Annotated in this window: 23 protein-coding genes and 1 pseudogene; 22 read left to right on the top strand and 2 right to left on the bottom strand. The window is 41.6% G+C overall.

Features of this window, described 5'->3' with window-relative positions:
• Positions 1-6: 6 nt before the first annotated feature.
• Positions 7-108 (bottom strand): annotated as a pseudogene (locus HMPREF0850_RS13290) (AraC family transcriptional regulator); the annotation flags it as partial.
• Between HMPREF0850_RS13290 and HMPREF0850_RS09930 the strand changes: the two are divergent.
• From HMPREF0850_RS09930 to HMPREF0850_RS09830, 21 genes are all read left to right on the top strand, one after another.
• The gene (locus HMPREF0850_RS09930) at positions 101-1,009 is read left to right on the top strand and encodes a LysR family transcriptional regulator (RefSeq protein ID WP_001025719.1); all 909 of its coding nucleotides are present in this window, start codon (positions 101-103) and stop codon (positions 1,007-1,009) included. The pseudogene HMPREF0850_RS13290 and the gene HMPREF0850_RS09930 sit on opposite strands and share 8 nt — an antisense overlap.
• A complete protein-coding gene (lspA, locus tag HMPREF0850_RS09925) occupies positions 1,006-1,467 on the top strand; it encodes a signal peptidase II (protein ID WP_000745693.1) in 462 nt (153 codons plus the stop codon). Before HMPREF0850_RS09930 ends, lspA begins: the two co-directional genes overlap by 4 nt.
• Positions 1,457-2,356: an RluA family pseudouridine synthase gene (locus HMPREF0850_RS09920; RefSeq protein ID WP_000403229.1), complete on the top strand. Its 900-nt coding sequence runs from the start codon at positions 1,457-1,459 to the stop codon at positions 2,354-2,356. The genes lspA and HMPREF0850_RS09920 overlap by 11 nt, the downstream gene beginning before the upstream one ends.
• Positions 2,357-2,457: 101 nt before the next feature.
• On the top strand, positions 2,458-3,567 hold the full coding sequence (gene proB, locus HMPREF0850_RS09915; protein ID WP_000875734.1) for a glutamate 5-kinase: 1,110 nt from the start codon (positions 2,458-2,460) through the stop codon (positions 3,565-3,567).
• A 9-nt stretch (positions 3,568-3,576) separates the two neighbouring features.
• Positions 3,577-4,839 carry a glutamate-5-semialdehyde dehydrogenase gene (locus tag HMPREF0850_RS09910; protein ID WP_000252996.1) on the top strand — a complete coding sequence of 421 codons (1,263 nt, stop codon included), beginning with the start codon at positions 3,577-3,579 and terminating at the stop codon, positions 4,837-4,839.
• A 3-nt stretch (positions 4,840-4,842) separates the two neighbouring features.
• Positions 4,843-5,640, top strand: a complete 798-nt coding sequence (gene proC / locus HMPREF0850_RS09905) for a pyrroline-5-carboxylate reductase (protein WP_000689675.1) — start codon at positions 4,843-4,845, stop codon at positions 5,638-5,640.
• A 120-nt stretch (positions 5,641-5,760) separates the two neighbouring features.
• A complete protein-coding gene (gene tmk / locus HMPREF0850_RS09900; protein ID WP_000033376.1) occupies positions 5,761-6,399 on the top strand; it encodes a dTMP kinase in 639 nt (212 codons plus the stop codon).
• The gene (locus tag HMPREF0850_RS09895; RefSeq protein ID WP_000806215.1) at positions 6,396-7,286 is read left to right on the top strand and encodes a DNA polymerase III subunit delta'; all 891 of its coding nucleotides are present in this window, start codon (positions 6,396-6,398) and stop codon (positions 7,284-7,286) included. The genes tmk and HMPREF0850_RS09895 overlap by 4 nt, the downstream gene beginning before the upstream one ends.
• 36 nt (positions 7,287-7,322) lie before the next feature.
• A complete protein-coding gene (gene yabA / locus HMPREF0850_RS09890; protein WP_000358229.1) occupies positions 7,323-7,640 on the top strand; it encodes a DNA replication initiation control protein YabA in 318 nt (105 codons plus the stop codon).
• Positions 7,641-7,642: 2 nt separating this feature from the next.
• The gene (rsmI, locus tag HMPREF0850_RS09885) at positions 7,643-8,512 is read left to right on the top strand and encodes a 16S rRNA (cytidine(1402)-2'-O)-methyltransferase (protein ID WP_001166906.1); all 870 of its coding nucleotides are present in this window, start codon (positions 7,643-7,645) and stop codon (positions 8,510-8,512) included.
• 219 nt (positions 8,513-8,731) lie between these two features.
• Positions 8,732-9,019: a DNA cytosine methyltransferase gene (locus HMPREF0850_RS09880; protein WP_009014032.1), complete on the top strand. Its 288-nt coding sequence runs from the start codon at positions 8,732-8,734 to the stop codon at positions 9,017-9,019.
• 19 nt (positions 9,020-9,038) lie between these two features.
• Positions 9,039-9,833 carry an abortive infection family protein gene (locus tag HMPREF0850_RS09875; protein WP_000772961.1) on the top strand — a complete coding sequence of 265 codons (795 nt, stop codon included), beginning with the start codon at positions 9,039-9,041 and terminating at the stop codon, positions 9,831-9,833.
• A 16-nt stretch (positions 9,834-9,849) separates the two neighbouring features.
• Positions 9,850-10,413 carry an SLATT domain-containing protein gene (locus HMPREF0850_RS09870; protein WP_000042157.1) on the top strand — a complete coding sequence of 188 codons (564 nt, stop codon included), beginning with the start codon at positions 9,850-9,852 and terminating at the stop codon, positions 10,411-10,413.
• Positions 10,413-11,735, top strand: a complete 1,323-nt coding sequence (locus HMPREF0850_RS09865) for an SMODS domain-containing nucleotidyltransferase (protein WP_000059138.1) — start codon at positions 10,413-10,415, stop codon at positions 11,733-11,735. Before HMPREF0850_RS09870 ends, HMPREF0850_RS09865 begins: the two co-directional genes overlap by 1 nt.
• Before the next feature lie 192 nt (positions 11,736-11,927).
• The gene (gene trmFO / locus HMPREF0850_RS09860) at positions 11,928-13,262 is read left to right on the top strand and encodes a methylenetetrahydrofolate--tRNA-(uracil(54)-C(5))-methyltransferase (FADH(2)-oxidizing) TrmFO (protein WP_000083716.1); all 1,335 of its coding nucleotides are present in this window, start codon (positions 11,928-11,930) and stop codon (positions 13,260-13,262) included.
• Positions 13,263-13,345: 83 nt separating this feature from the next.
• A complete protein-coding gene (gene pyrH, locus HMPREF0850_RS09855) occupies positions 13,346-14,083 on the top strand; it encodes a UMP kinase (protein ID WP_000002992.1) in 738 nt (245 codons plus the stop codon).
• Between the two features lie 7 nt (positions 14,084-14,090).
• Positions 14,091-14,648: a ribosome recycling factor gene (gene frr, locus HMPREF0850_RS09850; protein WP_001262236.1), complete on the top strand. Its 558-nt coding sequence runs from the start codon at positions 14,091-14,093 to the stop codon at positions 14,646-14,648.
• A 59-nt stretch (positions 14,649-14,707) separates the two neighbouring features.
• Positions 14,708-15,562, top strand: a complete 855-nt coding sequence (gene cvfB / locus HMPREF0850_RS09845; RefSeq protein WP_001095457.1) for an RNA-binding virulence regulatory protein CvfB — start codon at positions 14,708-14,710, stop codon at positions 15,560-15,562.
• Between the two features lie 11 nt (positions 15,563-15,573).
• Positions 15,574-16,152, top strand: coding sequence for a GrpB family protein (locus HMPREF0850_RS09840; protein WP_009014028.1), 579 nt, complete (start codon positions 15,574-15,576; stop codon positions 16,150-16,152).
• Positions 16,153-16,175: 23 nt separating this feature from the next.
• Positions 16,176-16,391 (top strand): YozE family protein, encoded by a 216-nt coding sequence (locus HMPREF0850_RS09835; RefSeq protein WP_001232084.1) that lies wholly within the window; start codon positions 16,176-16,178, stop codon positions 16,389-16,391.
• Positions 16,392-16,471: 80 nt separating this feature from the next.
• On the top strand, positions 16,472-17,458 hold the full coding sequence (locus HMPREF0850_RS09830) for a PhoH family protein (protein WP_000658176.1): 987 nt from the start codon (positions 16,472-16,474) through the stop codon (positions 17,456-17,458).
• 61 nt (positions 17,459-17,519) lie between these two features.
• Here HMPREF0850_RS09830 and ald read toward each other — a convergent pair whose 3' ends face one another.
• Positions 17,520-18,632: an alanine dehydrogenase gene (gene ald, locus HMPREF0850_RS09825; RefSeq protein ID WP_000904722.1), complete on the bottom strand. Its 1,113-nt coding sequence runs from the start codon at positions 18,630-18,632 to the stop codon at positions 17,520-17,522.
• Between the two features lie 176 nt (positions 18,633-18,808).
• Between ald and HMPREF0850_RS09820 the strand changes: the two genes are divergently transcribed.
• The gene (locus HMPREF0850_RS09820) at positions 18,809-19,378 is read left to right on the top strand and encodes a GNAT family N-acetyltransferase (protein WP_000443738.1); all 570 of its coding nucleotides are present in this window, start codon (positions 18,809-18,811) and stop codon (positions 19,376-19,378) included.
• Positions 19,379-19,428: the final 50 nt, after the last annotated feature.

Below are 19,428 nucleotides of genomic sequence, written 5' to 3'. Positions count from 1 at the left end.
AGTCTAGTGTAGTTGAATTTTATGATGGCTATTCTTTTTCCTTTGTGGAAAACTTCTGAATTATGGTATAATGAACAGATAGAGAAGTTGGGGGTAGAAGATGAATATTCAACAATTACGCTATGTTGTGGCCATTGCCAATAGCGGTACTTTCCGAGAAGCTGCTGAAAAGATGTATGTCAGTCAGCCCAGTCTGTCTATTTCTGTACGCGATTTGGAAAAAGAGCTTGGTTTTAAGATTTTCCGTAGGACGAGTTCGGGAACGTTTTTGACCCGTCGTGGAATGGAATTTTATGAGAAAGCGCAAGAATTGGTCAAAGGCTTTGATGTTTTTCAAAATCAGTATGCCAATCCTGAGGAAGAAAAGGATGAATTTTCCATTGCCAGCCAGCACTATGACTTCTTGCCACCAACGATTACGGCCTTTTCAGAACGTTATCCTGATTATAAGAACTTTCGTATTTTTGAGTCTACTACAGTTCAAATCTTAGACGAAGTAGCTCAAGGACACAGTGAGATTGGGATTATCTACCTCAACAACCAAAATAAAAAGGGCATCATGCAACGGGTTGAAAAGCTTGGTTTAGAAGTTAATGAACTAATTCCTTTCCAGACTCACATTTATCTTCGTGAAGGGCATCCTTTAGCACAGAAAGAGGAATTGGTCATGGAGGACCTAGCGGATTTACCAACAGTTCGTTTCACTCAGGAAAAAGATGAGTATCTTTACTATTCAGAGAACTTTGTCGACACCAGCGCGAGCTCACAGATGTTCAATGTGACGGACCGTGCTACTTTGAATGGTATTTTGGAGCGGACGGATGCCTATGCGACAGGATCTGGATTTTTAGATAGTGACAGTGTCAATGGGATTACAGTCATTCGTCTCAAGGATGATCTAGATAACCGCATGGTATATGTCAAACGGGAAGAAGTGGAGCTTAGTCAAGCTGGGACTCTTTTTGTTGAGGTTATGCAGGAATATTTTGATCAAAAGAGGAAATCATGAAAAAAAGAGGAATAGTAGCAGTCATTGTACTGCTTTTGATTGGGCTGGATCAGTGGGTTAAAGCCTATGTTGTCCAGCAGATTCCACTGGGTGAAGTTCGTTTGTGGATACCCAATCTCGTTAGCTTGACCTATCTGCAAAATAGAGGGGCAGCCTTCTCCATGTTGCAAGATCAGCAGTGGTTATTTGCTGTCATTACACTGGTCGTCATGGTAGGAGCCATTTGGTATCTACATAAACACATGGAGGATTCTCTCTGGTTGGTTTTTGGACTGACTTTGATAATCGCGGGAGGTCTGGGCAACTTTATTGACAGAATGAGTCAAGGTTTTGTGGTGGATATGTTTCACCTAGACTTTATCAACTTTGCGATTTTCAATGTTGCTGACAGCTATTTGACAGTTGGTGTCATTGTTTTATTGATTGCAATGCTTAAAGAGGAAGTAAATGGAAATTAAAATTGAAACGGGTGGGCAACGTCTAGACAAGGCTCTGTCGGACCTGACAGAATTATCACGCAGTCTCGCGAATGAACAAATCAAGGCTGGACAAGTTTTGGTGAATGGGCAAGTAAAGAAAGCCAAATACACTGTCCAAGAGGGAGATATCGTCACCTACCATGTGCCAGAGCCAGAGGTTTTAGAGTATGTAGCTGAAGATATTCCGCTAGACATCATCTACCAAGATGAGGATGTAGCCGTTGTTAACAAACCTCAAGGCATGGTGGTTCATCCCAGCGCCGGTCATACTAGCGGAACATTGGTCAATGCCCTCATGTACCATATCAAGGATTTGTCAGGTATCAATGGTGTTCTCCGGCCGGGTATCGTTCACCGCATTGACAAGGACACGTCTGGTCTCCTTATGATTGCTAAGAATGATGAGGCCCACTTGGCACTTGCCCAAGAACTAAAGGATAAGAAGTCTCTCCGCAAATACTGGGCGATTGTTCATGGCAATCTTCCCAATGATCGTGGTGTGATTGAAGCACCGATTGGTCGTAGTGAAAAAGACCGTAAGAAACAGGCTGTGACTGCTAAAGGAAAGCCTGCAGTAACCCGTTTTCACGTCTTGGAACGCTTTGGAGATTATAGCTTAGTGGAGTTGCAACTGGAAACAGGACGTACCCACCAAATCCGTGTTCATATGGCTTATATTGGCCATCCAGTCGCTGGTGATGAGGTCTATGGTCCTCGTAAAACTCTGAAAGGACATGGACAGTTTCTTCATGCTAAAACTCTAGGCTTTACCCATCCGAGAACGGGCGAAACCATGGAGTTCACAGCAGATATTCCAGAGATTTTTAAAGAAACGCTGGAAAGATTGCGTAAAAATGAGGACAGATAAAAAGAGTTGAGATTGTTGTCTCAACCTTTTTCATTTTAAGTCTTTTCTATTTTAAAGCATTCATGTTATAATGGATAAATATGAAGAATCGGAGTGAGAATATGAAGTACAAACGAATTGTCTTTAAGGTAGGGACTTCCTCCTTGACAAATGAAGACGGGAGTTTATCAAGAAGTAAAGTAAAGGCAATTACCCAGCAATTGGCTGTGCTGCATGAGGCTGGACATGAATTGATTTTAGTGTCATCTGGGGCAGTTGCCGCTGGATTTGGAGCTTTGGGTTTTAAAAAACGTCCGACTAAGATTGCAGATAAACAAGCTTCGGCTGCAGTAGGTCAGGGACTTTTGTTGGAGGAATACACAACCAACCTCCTCATGCGCCAGATCGTTTCTGCGCAAATTTTGCTGACACAGGATGATTTTGTAGATAAACGTCGCTATAAGAATGCCCATCAGGCTTTGTCAGTTCTACTTAGCCGTGGGGCAATTCCCATCATCAATGAAAATGACAGTGTTGTCATTGATGAACTAAAGGTGGGTGACAATGACACTCTGAGTGCCCAGGTAGCGGCTATGGTCCAAGCAGACCTTTTAGTTCTCTTGACAGATGTGGACGGTCTCTATACTGGCAATCCTAATTCAGACCCAACAGCCAAGCGCTTGGAGAAAATCGAGACTATCAATCGTGAGATTATAGATATGGCTGGTGGAGCAGGTTCGTCTAATGGTACAGGTGGCATGCTGACCAAGATCAAGGCAGCTACGATCGCGACAGAGTCGGGTGTGCCAGTCTATATTTGCTCCTCCTTGAAATCAGATGCCTTGATCGAGGCAGTGAAGGAGACCAAGGATGGTTCCTACTTTGTTGCGCAAGAGAAGGGACTTCGTACTCAGAAACAATGGCTGGCCTTCTATGCTCAAAGTCAGGGAACGATTTGGGTAGATGGTGGAGCTGCAGAGGCACTTTCAAAAAACGGGAAAAGTCTCCTTTTATCAGGCGTGGTAGAAGTGGAAGGAAACTTCTCTTACCACGATATTGTAACAGTGGCTGATAAAGAAACAGGTCAATCTCTTGGAAAGGGACGTGTCCAATTTGGCGTCTCAGCTCTAGAAGATATGCTTCGTTCTCAAAAAGCTAAGGGAGTCTTGATTCACCGTGATGACTGGATTTCCATCACTCCTGAAATCCAGCTGCTCTTTACAGAATTTTAGAGGTGAACGATGGTAAGTGCACAAGAACAATTTGAACAGGTACAGGCTGTTAAGAAATCAATCAATACTGCCAGCGAAGCAGTGAAAAACCAAGCCTTGCTAGCTATGGCTGATCATTTATTGGCAGCTACTGAGGAGATTTTAGCGGCCAATGCCCTCGATATGGCAGCGGCCAAGGGAAAAATCTCAGATGTTATGCTAGACCGTCTTTATTTGGATGCGGGACGTATAGAAGCGATGGCAACTGGGATTCGTGAAGTTGTTGCTTTACCAGATCCTATCGGTGAAGTCCTAGAAACAAGTCAGCTTGAAAATGGCTTGATTATCACCAAGAAACGTGTGGCCATGGGGGTTATTGGTATTATCTACGAAAGCCGTCCGAATGTAACGTCTGATGCGGCTGCCTTGGCTCTCAAGAGTGGAAATGCGGTCGTTCTTCGTAGCGGTAAGGATGCCTATCAAACTGCCCATGCTATTGTCACAGCCTTGAAAAAGGGCTTGGAGACAACGGCCATTCACCCAGATGTTATTCAACTGGTGGAAGATACCAGCCGTGAAAGTAGCTATGCCATGATGAAGGCCAAGGGCTATCTAGATCTTCTCATTCCTCGTGGAGGTGCTGGTTTGATCAATGCCGTGGTTGAGAATGCCATTGTGCCAGTTATCGAGACAGGAACTGGAATTGTTCATGTTTATGTCGATAAGGATGCAGATGAAGACAAGGCTCTCTCTATCATCAACAATGCTAAAACTAGCCGTCCTTCTGTCTGCAATGCCATGGAGGTCTTGCTGGTTCATGAAGACAAGGCAGCAAGCTTCCTTCCTCGCTTGGAACAAGTGCTGGTTGCAGAGCGTAAGGATGCTGGACTGGAACCAATTCAATTTCGTTTGGATAGCAAAGCAAGTCAGTTTGTTTCAGGTCGAGCAGCTGAGGTCCAGGACTTTGACACCGAGTTTTTAGATTATATCCTAGCAGTTAAGGTTGTGAGCAGTTTAGAAGAAGCAGTTGCCCATATTGAAGCCCACAGTACCCATCATTCGGATGCCATTGTGACGGAAAATGCTGAAGCTGCAACTTACTTTACAGATCAAGTGGACTCAGCAGCGGTTTATGTCAATGCCTCAACGCGTTTCACTGATGGTGGGCAATTTGGTCTTGGATGTGAGATGGGGATTTCTACTCAGAAACTGCATGCGCGTGGACCTATGGGCTTGAAAGAGTTGACCAGCTACAAGTATGTGGTTACTGGTAACGGACAGATAAGGGAGTAAGAGATGAAGATTGGATTTATCGGTTTGGGGAATATGGGAGCTAGTTTGGCCAAGGCTGTTTTGCAGGCCAAGACGGGTGCTCAGATTCTCCTTGCCAATCGTAGTCAAGCAAAAGTAGATACTTTCATCACTAATTTCGGCGGTCAGGCTTCTAGCAATGAAGAAATTTTTGCAGAAGCAGATGTGATTTTTCTAGGAGTTAAGCCTGCGCAGTTTTCAGACTTACTTTCTCAATATCAGACCATTCTTGAAAAACGAGAGAGCCTTCTTTTGATTTCCATGGCGGCTGGATTGACTTTGGAAAAACTAGCGAGTCTTCTGCCAAGTCAACACCGGATTATTCGCATCATGCCCAATACTCCAGTGGCTATCGGCCAAGGAGTGATTAGTTATTCCATGTCAGCAAATTGTCGTGCTGAAGACAATAGTCTTTTTGGTCAGTTATTAGCCAAGGCTGGCTTCTTGGTTGAGCTGGGGGATGACTTAATTGATGCTGCGACAGGTCTTGCAGGTTGTGGACCAGCCTTTGTCTACCTCTTTATCGAGGCTTTGGCAGATGCAGGTGTTCAATCAGGATTGCCCCGAGAAAGGGCCTTGAAAATGGCAGCCCAAACAGTAGTCGGCGCTGGACAAATGGTCCTCGAAAGTCAGCAACATCCTGGAGTTTTGAAAGACCAAGTTTGCAGCCCAGGTGGTTCGACTATCGCTGGTGTAGCGAGTCTGGAAGAACATGCCTTTAGAGGCACAGTCATGGACGCAGTTCATCAAGCCTACAAACGAACACAAGAACTAGGTAAATAAGAGGTTGGATGACTCCCAGCCTCTTTTATGGTCGATTGAATGGAGAAGACGCAAAAAGATTGTCACAAAAACCTATTTTTTTGATAGAATAGAAGGTAGAAAAAAAGAAATGAGTTAGACATGTCAAAAGGATTTTTAGTCTCTCTTGAGGGACCAGAGGGAGCAGGAAAGACCAGTGTTTTAGAGGCTCTACTCCCAATTTTAGAGGAAAAAGGAGTAGAGGTACTGACGACCCGTGAGCCAGGTGGAGTCTTGATTGGGGAGAAGATTCGCCAAGTGATTCTAGACCCAAGTCATACTCAGATGGATCCTAAAACAGAACTCCTTCTCTATATCGCCAGTCGTAGACAGCACTTGGTGGAAAAAGTTCTTCCAGCACTTGAAGCTGGCAAGTTGGTCATTATGGACCGCTTTATCGATAGTTCTGTTGCTTATCAGGGATTTGGCCGTGGCTTGGATATTGATGCCATTGATTGGCTCAATCACTTTGCGACAGATGGCCTCAAACCTGATTTGACACTTTATTTTGACATTGAGGTGGAAGAGGGGCTGGCTCGCATTGCTGCTAATAGTGACCGCGAGGTCAATCGTTTGGACTTGGAAGGCTTGGACTTGCACAAGAAAGTCCGTCAAGGCTACCTTTCTCTTCTGGACAAAGAAGGAAATCGCATTGTCAAGATTGATGCCAGTCTTCCTTTGGAGCAAGTTGTGGATGCTACCAAGGCTGTCTTGTTTGATAGAATGGGATTGACAAGATGAAACAAGCAGAGCTTAAGGCTTGGCAGCCAGACCAGTTTGACCGTTTTGTCCGTATCCTAGAACAAGACCAGCTCAATCATGCCTATCTCTTTTCGGGTTTCTTTGGAAGCTTGGAAATGGCGCAGTTTTTGGCTAAGAGCCTCTTTTGTACGAATAAGGTAGGCGTTTTACCATGCGAGAATTGCCGAAACTGCAAGCTGATTGAACAGGAAGAATTTCCCGATGTTACCTTGATTAAGCCGGTCAATCAGGTCATCAAGACAGAACGCATTCGGGAATTGGTTGGACAGTTTTCCCAAGCAGGGATTGAAAGTCAGCAACAGGTTTTTATTATCGAGCAAGCTGAGAAAATGCATCCCAACGCAGCCAACTCTCTGCTAAAGGTCATCGAAGAACCCCAGAGTGAAGTTTACATTTTCTTCTTAACCAGCGATGAGGAAAAGATGTTGCCGACTATCCGAAGTCGGACACAGATTTTCCACTTTAAAAAGCAAGAAGAAAAGCTCATCTTGCTTTTAGAACAAATGGGGCTTGTCAAGAAAAAAGCGACTCTCTTAGCCCAGTTTTGTCAATCACGAGCTGAAGCTGAAAAATTGGCAAATCAGGCAAGTTTTTGGACCTTGGTCGATGAAAGTGAACGCCTACTGACCTGGTTATTAGCCAAGAAAAAAGAAAGTTATCTCCAAGTAACTAAATTAGCTAGCTTGGCAGATGACAAGGAAAAACAAGATCAGGTCTTGCGAATCCTCGAAGTCCTCTGTGGACAGGATCTCTTGCGAGCAAGGATTCGACAGATTTTACAAGATTTATTAGAAGCTAGAAAAATGTGGCAGGCTAATGTCAGCTTTCAAAATGCCATGGAATATCTGGTCTTGAAAGAAATGTAAACTCAATTAAGAATAAAGAAAGGAAAGGGCTGGTTTATGGACAAAAAAGAATTATTTGATGCGCTGGACGATTTTTCCCAACAGTTATTGGTGACCTTAGCCGATGTGGAAGCTATCAAGAAAAATCTCAAGAGCCTGGTAGAGGAAAATACAGCTCTTCGCTTGGAAAATAGTAAGTTGCGAGAACGCTTAGGCGAGGTGGAAGCCGATACTCCCGTTAAGGCCAAGCATGTTCGTGAAAGCGTCCGTCGAATCTATAAAGACGGTTTTCACGTATGTAATGATTTTTATGGACAACGCCGAGAGCAGGACGAGGAATGTATGTTCTGTGATGAGTTGTTATACAGGGAGTAAGCATGCAGATTCAAAAAAGTTTTAAGGGGCAAACTCCCTATGGCAAGCTGTACCTAGTAGCAACGCCGATTGGCAATCTAGATGATATGACTTTTCGTGCCATCCAGACCTTGAAAGAGGTGGACTGGATTGCGGCTGAGGATACGCGCAATACTGGTCTCTTGCTCAAGCATTTTGACATTTCCACTAAGCAGATCAGTTTTCACGAGCACAATGCCAAGGAAAAGATTCCTGACTTGATTAGTTTTCTGAAAGCAGGACAAAGTATTGCTCAGGTTTCTGACGCGGGTCTGCCTAGCATCTCGGACCCTGGTCATGATTTAGTCAAGGCAGCCATTGAGGAAGAGATTGCAGTTGTCACAGTTCCGGGTGCCTCTGCAGGGATTTCTGCCTTGATTGCCAGTGGTTTAGCGCCACAGCCACATATCTTTTACGGTTTCTTACCGAGAAAATCAGGCCATCAAAAGCAATTTTTCGACTTGAAAAAAGATTATCTAGAAACTCAGATTTTTTATGAATCGCCCCATCGTGTAGCGGATACGCTGGAAAATATGCTAGAAGTCTACGGTGACCGTTCGGTGGTCTTGGTCAGGGAATTGACCAAGATTTATGAAGAATACCAACGTGGAAAGATTTCTGAATTGCTGGAAAGCATCGCTGAAACGCCACTCAAAGGCGAATGCCTTCTCATCGTTGAAGGCGCCGGTCAGGATGTGGAAGAAAAGGACGAGGAGGACTTGTTTTCAGAAATCCAATCTCGTATCCAAGAAGGCATGAAGAAAAATCAGGCTATCAAGGAAGTTGCGAAACTCTACCAGTGGAATAAAAGCCAGCTTTACGCTGCCTACCACGACTGGGAAGAGAAACAATAAAGGGAGGCAGAGTGTAGTAATTCTGTCTATTTCTGTTTAACTTGATTAGTGGTGATAATCTTCGGAGTCTAAACCATATAATTGATTGAATAGTGAATAAATAAAAGCGATATTCATTCAGTTTACATTAAGTATTATATGATGTAATCTATGTAGAAGTATTTTTAAGTAAGCAGTATGGTATAATTATATATGAGAAAATAGTGTGGAGTTTATCAGTTGAAAAAATATAACATTGTAGATTTATTTTCAGGAGCAGGCGGTCTATCTTATGGATTCGAGATGGCTAGATTTAATGTTCTATTAGGAATTGATAATGACGAAAAAGCCTTAGAAACCTTTCAAAAAAATCATCAGAATTCAGAAATATTATGTGGAGATATTACGAATATATCTTATGAGAAAGATATAAAACCAATAATTGGAGAACAAAAAGTTGATATAATTGCTAAGCAACAGAAACTCGAAGAAAGTTTTGGTCAACTGGATTTGTTTGAAGCGAGTTGATGTTTTAAGTGTAGGGAATATGAAATTGAATTTTCAAGATAAGAGTTTTATAAAAGTATTTTTTAATAGTGGAGGCTATGTATTAGATTTTTCTAATTCTACTTTTGCCGATTTCACTTTTTATTCAGTTGGGATAGATATTCAAGAAAAATACGGTTTATCTAAAGGAAAGTCTTTAGAGGCTTTTGTAAATAATGAATCAGATGAACTTGTTTTAAAATTGGCTTTAGATTTACTAAGATATTACGAAGATCTCCCTAACTCATATTATGAGAAAACTGAAGAGAAGAACTCTCAGGCGTTAAAATTGAAAGAGAGACTTTCGAAATATGAAGTCTCACAAATATCTTACTTAAATAATACTGTTGAATATCTATCTGACTATTTTGATAGTAGCTATATTGATAAGCAAATGGCGATTATGAATGAAATGATTTCTCGCTCTCCAGCGGATGCTATCGGTAAGGCTAAAGAGTTGCTGGAATCGTGTTTTAAACATATTTTAGACCACGAGAAAATTGAGTATTCTAATGCGAATGATATTGCAACCTTGCAAAAGAAAGTCTTTAAATTTTTGAATTTGGATACTACTGAAAATATTTCAGCTAAAAATAATCAAGATGTAAAGCTGGTTCTGAGTGGTTTGAATCAAATTATCAAGGGAATTAACAATCTTCGAAATGATAAAGGCGACGGTCACGGGAAAAGTGCTAACTTTACAGAATTACCACAAAGATATGCTTCAGTTGTTGTAGGCTCTGCATTAACGGTAGTGTCATTTGTTTGGGAAACATATCAAGATAGGCAAAAATAGTAAGGAGGGAGGTTTGATGTCGAAAAATCAAGAAAAATTACACTTTGAACTTTTAAATTTTATAGTAAATGTAGGTTGGACTCATAAAATTCATGCGGTTAGAATTGACGAGTTAGAAAGCTATATTCGATGGTTTAGAATAGCAACAATAATCATTTCTGGAGTTGTCTCTTCTGGCTTAGTTGGAATACTTTGCTTTGATGAATATTGGATAAAGCTTGTTACAGCATTTTTATCATTAGTCACTACAATAATTTTTAGCATCACCAAGGAGTTTAACTTTGAGGAACGACTAGCTTTGGAGAGGAAATCTGTTGATGAACTTTGGAATCTTAGGGTCTCGGCTGAAAATCTTTTATCCGAGGTGGTTTACAATGGAAAATCTTCTAGTGAAATACAAAAATCCTTCGAAGAATTAAAATTTCGAAGAGATGTTGCTTACGGTAAACTTTCCAATCCTTCTCCTAAAAATATATCCAAGGCTTCAGAACTGATAAAATCACGAAAAGATAATGATTATGAGGATGACTATAAATACTTTATTTCAAAAGAATTGATGAAAGTTAGGGAGGAAGAATAATGTCCTTATCTAATGATTTTAAAGAGTTTTGCGAAGACGAACTGCCCATGACGGATGAGGAATGGGAAAAATGGGAGAATAGATTAAAAGAGATTACGAAACGACTTAATCGAAAATACTATTCCTTAGATGAGCTTGAAGATGAAGAAACTGACAATGGTTTGATTGTCGGTAGTGTGGGGAGAACGACGGCCGTTCGAAATGTTAGTGATTTTGATTATATTTTTTCACTACCATCAGAAGTGTATAGACGATTTGATTCTTATGAGGGCAATGGTCAATCAGCACTTCTACAGGAAATAAAAAACGAATTACTAAAAAGATACCCGAATACAAAAATAAAAGGAGACGGACAGGTCGTTGTTATTGATTTTTCGGATGGTGGAAAAATTGAGTTAGTTCCAGCTTTCGAACAATCTGATGGAAATTTTAAATATCCTGATTCTCGTAACGGAGGCTCTTGGAAAACTACTAAACCAAAGCCTGAAATTGAAAAATGCAAATCTTTAAATTCGAATTTTAATAATCATTTTTCTAACTTAACAAGACTCATACGACGATGGAAAAATCATATGGGCTTTTCATTTAAGGGGCTGTTGATAGATACTTTGATATCTGATTTTATTGATGATAAAGGTATTTCTGAAATATATTACTCTGATTATAATATTCTCTTGAAAGATATTTTTGAATACTTTTCAAATCAAGATAAAAATAGAGAGTATTGGTATGCTTTAGGTAGTAATCAAAAGATTTATAATAATGATGGAGCAAAATTTATCAATAAAGCTAAGCAGGCTCTAAAGAAAATAGAAGACGCTTCAGAAGAGAAACTTACTGAAGTTTATAGACAGCTATTTGGTAGAAAATTCGCTCAATCAACTTCTACCACAAATCGAGCTTCGAATGAAGAATTTATTGATGAATTGTTTAGTGTTGATATCCGCTATAATATTGTTTTGGAGTGTGAAATTACTCAAGATGGTTTTCGAAAAGCACTTCTTTCAGACTTTTTAAAGAGTAGATTTAAGATTAAAAACAGAAAATCTCTTGATTTTGAAATTATAAAATCAGATATTCCAGATAATCTTTTGTCTGATGTTAAATATTATTGGAAAGTTAGAAATATTGGAGCTGAGGCGATTAGAAGAAATTGTGAGCGTGGTGCTATTTTTTCAGGTAAAATAAAACATCACGAAGATTCTCAGTTTAAAGGAGACCACTATGTTGAATGTTATGCTGTTTTAGATAATACGGTTATAGCAAGAGATAGAATAACAGTCCCTATCGATCCGTTATGTGGAAAAGATTTTATAGAGTAGCATATAATTGATTTTTAACTGGAACACTCACTATCTCTTTACATCAAGAAAATGACTAAACAGGGAAGTTTGCCTTCTTCCCTTTTTTTGTTATACTAGTAGAAGAAAAATTAGAAAGATTTGTGGGTGTCAAATAGTCTAGTAGCTTGTTTTTATTTGGACTTAGTTTTCACCCAAAGAGGTATTAGTGTCGTGTCTCAATCTTACATCAATGTTATCGGAGCAGGTTTGGCAGGGTCTGAAGCAGCTTACCAAATTGCAGAACGTGGTATTCCGGTTAAACTCTATGAAATGCGTGGTGTCAAGTCAACACCTCAGCACAAAACAGACAATTTTGCGGAGTTAGTTTGTTCCAATTCCTTGCGTGGGGATGCTTTGACCAATGCTGTCGGTCTTCTCAAGGAAGAAATGCGTCGCTTGGGTTCTGTCATTTTGGAATCTGCTGAAGCTACACGTGTTCCTGCTGGTGGTGCCCTTGCGGTGGACCGCGATGGTTTCTCTCAAATGGTGACCGAAAAAGTGGCCAATCATCCCTTGATTGAAGTGGTTCGTGATGAAATTACAGAATTGCCGACCGATGTTATTACAGTTGTCGCTACTGGTCCTTTGACTAGTGATGCCCTTGCTGAAAAGATTCATGCTCTTAATGGCGGTGACGGTTTTTATTTCTACGATGCTGCAGCGCCGATTATCGATGTCAATACTATTGATATGAGCAAGGTCTATCTCAAATCTCGTTATGATAAGGGAGAGGCGGCCTACCTCAACGCTCCTATGACCAAACAAGAATTTATGGATTTCCATGAAGCCTTGGTCAATGCGGAAGAAGCACCGCTGAATTCTTTTGAAAAAGAAAAGTACTTTGAAGGTTGTATGCCTATCGAAGTCATGGCCAAACGTGGCATTAAAACCATGCTTTATGGTCCTATGAAGCCAGTCGGTTTGGAATATCCAGACGATTACACAGGACCTCGTGATGGAGAGTTCAAAACACCGTACGCTGTTGTCCAGCTTCGTCAGGACAATGCGGCTGGTAGCCTCTACAATATCGTCGGTTTCCAAACCCACCTCAAATGGGGAGAACAAAAGCGTGTCTTCCAAATGATTCCGGGTCTTGAAAATGCTGAGTTTGTTCGTTATGGGGTCATGCACCGCAATTCTTACATGGATTCACCAAATCTTCTGGAGCAGACTTACCGTTCTAAGAAACAGCCAAACCTCTTCTTTGCTGGTCAAATGACGGGTGTAGAAGGCTATGTTGAGTCAGCAGCGTCAGGCTTAGTTGCGGGAATTAACGCGGCTCGACTCTTCAAGGGTGAAAGTGAAGCTATCTTCCCAGAGACCACAGCGATTGGAAGTCTGGCTCATTACATCACTCATGCAGATAGCAAACATTTCCAACCAATGAACGTCAATTTCGGGATTATCAAGGAGTTGGAAGGCGAGCGTATCCGTGATAAAAAAGCTCGTTATGAAAAAATTGCAGAGCGTGCCCTTGAGGACTTAGAGGAGTTTTTAACGGTCTAATTTTTTTGAAAGAATTGCTCATGATACTATAAAAATCTTAGAAATTGTGATAAAATAGGTAGGATAAAAAAAGGAGAGTAAAAATGGCTAACCCCAAGTATAAACGTATTTTAATCAAGTTATCAGGTGAAGCCCTTGCCGGTGAACGTGGCGTAGGGATTGATATCCAGACAGTTCAAAAAATGGCAAAAGAGATTCAAGAAGTTCATAGTTTAGGTATCGAAATTGCCCTTGTTATTGGTGGAGGAAATCTGTGGCGTGGAGAACCTGCAGCAGAAGCAGGAATGGACCGCGTTCAGGCAGATTACACTGGAATGCTTGGGACCGTGATGAATGCTCTTGTAATGGCAGATTCATTGCAACAAGTTGGTGTCGATACGCGTGTGCAAACAGCTATCTCTATGCAACAAGTGGCAGAACCTTACGTACGTGGACGTGCCCTTCGTCATCTAGAAAAAGGCCGCATCGTTATCTTTGGCGCCGGAATTGGTTCACCTTACTTCTCAACAGATACAACAGCGGCCCTTCGTGCAGCTGAAATTGAAGCGGATGCCATCCTTATGGCTAAAAATGGTGTCGATGGTGTTTACAATGCTGATCCTAAGAAAGACAAGACAGCCGTTAAGTTTGAAGAATTGACTCACCGTGATGTTATCAATAAAGGTCTTCGTATCATGGACTCAACAGCTTCAACCCTCTCAATGGACAACGACATTGACTTGGTTGTCTTTAACATGAACCAACCAGGCAACATCAAACGTGTCGTATTTGGTGAAAATATCGGAACAACAGTTTCAAACAATATCGAAGAAAAGGAATAAGAAAATTATGGCTAACGCAATTGTAGAAAAAGCTAAAGAGAGAATGACCCAGTCTCACCAATCACTTGCTCGTGAATTTGGTGGTATCCGTGCTGGTCGTGCCAACGCAAGCTTGCTAGACCGTATCCACGTAGAATACTATGGAGTCGAAACTCCTCTTAACCAAATCGCTTCAATTACCATTCCAGAAGCACGTGTCTTGTTGGTAACACCATTTGACAAGTCTTCATTGAAAGACATCGAACGTGCCTTGAACGCTTCTGATCTGGGTATTACACCAGCTAATGACGGCTCCGTGATCCGCTTGGTTATCCCAGCTCTTACAGAAGAAACTCGTCGTGACCTTGCTAAAGAAGTGAAGAAGGTCGGCGAGAATGCTAAAGTAGCTGTCCGCAATATCCGTCGTGATGCTATGGACGAAGCCAAGAAACAAGAAAAAGCAAAAGAAATCACTGAAGACGAATTGAAGACTCTTGAAAAAGATATTCAAAAAGTAACAGACGATGCTGTGAAACACATCGACGACATGACTGCCAATAAAGAAAAAGAACTCTTGGAAGTCTAAAAATAAACAGAAAAACTCAGTTGGCATTGCTGGCTGAGTTTTATTCGAAAGAAGGAAATATGAATACAAATCTTGCAAGTTTTATCGTTGGACTTATCATCGATGAAAATGACCGTTTTTACTTTGTGCAAAAGGATGGTCAAACTTATGCCCTTGCTAAGGAAGAAGGTCAGCATACAGTAGGGGATACGGTCAAAGGTTTTGCCTACACGGATATGAAGCAAAAACTCCGCTTGACCACTCTAGAAGTGACTGCCACTCAGGACCAATTTGGTTGGGGAACCGTAACAGAAGTTCGTAAGGACTTGGGTGTCTTTGTCGATACCGGTCTACCTGACAAGGAAATCGTTGTGTCACTCGATATCCTCCCTGAGCTCAAGGAACTCTGGCCTAAGAAGGGTGATAAACTTTACATCCGCCTTGAAGTGGACAAGAAAGATCGCATCTGGGGACTCTTGGCGTATCAGGAAGACTTCCAACGTTTGGCTCGTCCTGCCTACAACAACATGCAGAACCAAAACTGGCCAGCCATTGTTTACCGTCTCAAGCTGTCAGGAACCTTTGTTTACCTACCAGAAAATAACATGCTTGGTTTCATTCACCCAAGTGAACGCTACGCAGAGCCACGTTTGGGGCAAGTTCTAGATGCGCGTGTCATCGGTTTCCGTGAAGTGGATCGTACCTTGAACCTATCCCTCAAACCACGTTCCTTTGAAATGTTGGAAAATGATGCTCAGATGATTTTGACCTACTTGGAAAGCAATGGCGGTTTCATGACCTTAAACGATAAGTCATCTCCTGAGGACATCAAGGCAACCTTTGGCATCTCAAAAGGCCAGTTCAAGAAAGCGCTCGGTGGCTTGATGAAGGCTGGTAAAATCAAGCAAGATCAGTTTGGGACAGAGTTGATTTAGGTCTTATAGACATGATAAAGAAACTTGAAGAAATGGGTTTAGAGGAACTCTGGCAACTTTTTCCTATTTTTCTAGTAGAGCACAAATCAGAGTGGAAAGACTGGTATGAATCGGAAAAAGCAAATCTGAAAAAAATATTGGGTGCAAATGTTATTAAAAGAATAGAACATATCGGTAGCACTGCTATCCCTAATATTTGGGCTAAGAATATCGTTGATATTTTATTAGAAGTAGGTAGAATAGAGGATTTAGCAAGAGTTAGGGATTTATTGGTGAAGAATGGTTGGCTAGTGATGTCGGAAAGTCCTAACAGGATTTCGCTAAATAAAGGATATACAGAGCAGGGATTTGCTGAGAAAGTTTTTCATTTACATTTGCGAATGGCGGGAGATCATGACGAGATTTATTTTAGAGATTATCTCTGCCAGCATCCAGATATTGCCCAAGCGTATCAGGAATTAAAACTAAGTTTGTGGAAAAAATTTGAACACAATCGAGACGCCTATACAGATGCGAAAACAGATTTTATAAACCACTACGTTTCAGAGGCTAAGTCCAGTAATTTTCAAGAATCAGAAAAGTGTCATTAAAAAACTCTTGATAGGAGAAAGAATTGAGAAAATCATTTTACACTTGGCTCATGACTGAGCGCAATCCTAAAAGTAACAGTCCCAAAGCTATCTTGGCAGACCTCGCTTTTGAAGAGTCAGCCTTCCCAAAACACACGGATGATTTTGATGAGGTAAGTCGCTTTTTGGAGGAGCATGCCAGTTTCTCTTTTAACCTAGGAGACTTTGATGCCATCTGGCAAGAATACTTAGAACACTAGAGACAATGAGATGAGGCTAGTATTTTATTGTTCTCTTTGCTATAATAAAAAGAAATAAACGGATTAGAGAGGTTCTTTATTTGAAGGAACATTCAATAGACATTCAACTAAGTCATCCAGATGACCTGTTTCATCTTTTTGGTTCCAATGAACGCCATCTTCGTTTGATGGAAGAAGAACTCGATGTGGTGATTCATGCTCGTACAGAGATTGTCCAGGTTTTGGGAGAAGAGGCTACCTGTGAGGAAGCCCGTCAGGTTATCCAAGCCTTGATGGTTTTGGTGAATCGTGGGATGACGATTGGTACACCAGATGTGGTGACGGCTATTAGCATGGTCAAAAACGATGAAATCGACAAGTTTGTCGCCCTTTATGAAGAAGAAATCATCAAGGATAATACTGGGAAACCTATCCGTGTCAAAACCTTGGGCCAAAAGCTTTATGTGGACAGTGTCAAACAGCATGATGTGACCTTTGGAATCGGACCTGCAGGGACTGGGAAGACCTTTCTTGCAGTGACCTTGGCAGTGACAGCCCTCAAACGTGGTCAGGTCAAGCGAATTATCCTAACTCGTCCAGCAGTGGAAGCTGGTGAGAGTCTTGGATTTCTTCCGGGTGATCTCAAGGAAAAGGTGGATCCTTACCTTCGACCAGTTTATGATGCCTTGTATCAGATTCTTGGAAAAGACCAGACCATCCGTCTCATGGAGCGTGAAATCATTGAGATTGCGCCCCTCGCCTACATGCGTGGACGGACCTTGGATGATGCCTTTGTCATTCTTGATGAGGCGCAAAATACGACTATCATGCAGATGAAGATGTTCTTGACGCGTTTAGGTTTTAATTCTAAGATGATTGTCAATGGAGATATCAGTCAGATTGACCTTCCACGTAACGTCAAGTCAGGTTTGATTGATGCCCAAGAAAAGCTTAAGAACATTCACCAAATTGACTTTGTTCATTTTTCAGCCAAGGATGTGGTTCGCCATCCAGTTGTCGCTCAAATTATCCGAGCCTATGAACCAGCTCCAGTTAAAAATGAAGAGAAGAACGAAGAAACAGAATAGCAAAAAGAGCAGTTCAGATGAAGCTGCTCTTTATCGTATCTGTGTTAATTAGTTAATGTCTTTAGACAAGTTCATCAATCGAAGTGTAATCCTTATCTAGCCCTTGGGCAACTGGAAGACTAGTCAAGTAACCTTGGTAAGTTGTCACTCCTTCACGTAAGCCTTGATCTTCAGTGACTGCTTTTTGGAATCCCTTGTCAGCTAAAGCTTCGATATAAGGAAGGGTGACATTAGTTAGGGCGATGGTTGAAGTACGAGCTACCGCGCCAGGGATGTTGGCAACAGCATAGTGGAGCACCCCATGTTTTTCATAGACGGGCTCATCGTGCGTTGTCACACGATCAGCTGTTGCGATAACACCACCTTGGTCAACGGCAACGTCAACGATGACAGATCCCGGACGCATTTGTTTGACCATCTCGTCTGTCACCAGTTTTGGAGCCTTAGCACCAGGGATGAGAACTGCACCAATCACCACATCAGCATCTCTCACACTTGCTTCGATGTTGAAAGAATTTGACATAAGAGTTTGGATTTGGTTTCCAAAGACTTCTTCTAGTACAGAGAGACGTTTAGCACTGATATCTAAAATAGTCACTTGAGCACCGAGTCCCAAGGCGATGCGGGCAGCATGTGTACCAACGACACCGCCACCGATGATGGTTACTTTTCCTTTTGGAACACCCGGTACACCACCAAGTAGGACACCAGAGCCGCCAGCTTGTTTGGTAAGGAAGTGAGCACCGATTTGAACTGCCATACGACCGGCAACCTCACTCATTGGAACGAGGAGTGGTAGGTGACCTAGGGAGTCACGGACAGTCTCATAGGCAATTCCTGTTGTTTTTGCTGCTAGCATGGTATCTGCTAATTCTGGAGCAGCGGCCATGTGCAAGTAGGTAAAGAGGAGAAGATCATCGCGCAAGTAAGCATATTCAGAAGCTAATGGCTCTTTTACTTTCACGACTAACTCTGCTGCCCAGGCTTCGCCAGCAGTAGCGACAATCTCAGCTCCTTGCTTTTGATAGTCAGCATCAGTAAAGCCTGAACCAAGACCAGCATTTGTTTCGATGAGGACGCGGTGACCACGGCTAACTAAGCTATAAACACCAGCAGGTGTGAGGGCAACACGGTTTTCATTGTTCTTAATTTCTTTTGGAATTCCGATTAACATAGAGATAACCTACCTTTCAATTGACGGTATTGTTTTAGTTGTCACATTCCAGTTCATAAATGAAAAATGTGATGGTTTTATTGTATATGAAACCGCTTCAAAAATCAAGAAAAACTTGTCATCCAAATTTATTTATGCTAGACTAGTGAGAATCAAGCTCTAATGGAGGGAAAAGTATGGAATCAATATTTGTGAAATTTGCCCAGTATCCAATAGTGGAGACAGAGCGTTTATTGCTCCGACCTGTAACCTTGGATGATGCGGAAGCTATGTTTGAGTATGCCTCAGACAGAGAAAATACACGCTACACTTTTCCAACAAATCAATGCTTAGAAGAAACCAAGAATAACATCGCCCAGTTCTACTTGGCTAGTCCCTTGGGACGTTGGGGAATAGAACTAAAAAGCAATGGCAAGTTTATCGGTACCATTGACTTGCACAAGATTGACCCCATTCTCAAAAAAGCAGCTATTGGTTACATTATCAACCAAAAGTATTGGAATCAAGGATTGACGACAGAAGCCAATCGTGCCGTGATTGAGCTGGCTTTTGAGAAGATTGGAATGAATAAGTTGACCGCTCTTCACGACAAGGACAATCCCGCATCTGGAAGAGTCATGGAGAAATCAGGTATGCGTTTTTCACATGAAGAACCCTATGCTAGAATGGATAATAAAGAACCAGGGAGAATTGTTACAAGAGTTCATTATGCTTTGACCAAGGAAGAGTATTTTGCCAATAAATAAGCAGTTGAAAAGAAATTTTTGACTGTTTTTTCTTTCTCTTACGAATAAGT

This window comes from Streptococcus sp. M143, assembly GCF_000162495.1.
In the GTDB taxonomy this organism is placed as follows: Bacteria; Bacillota; Bacilli; order Lactobacillales; family Streptococcaceae; genus Streptococcus; species Streptococcus dentisani.
Note: the sequence above shows the minus strand (reverse complement) of the source record. Positions and strands in the feature narration are given on the sequence as shown.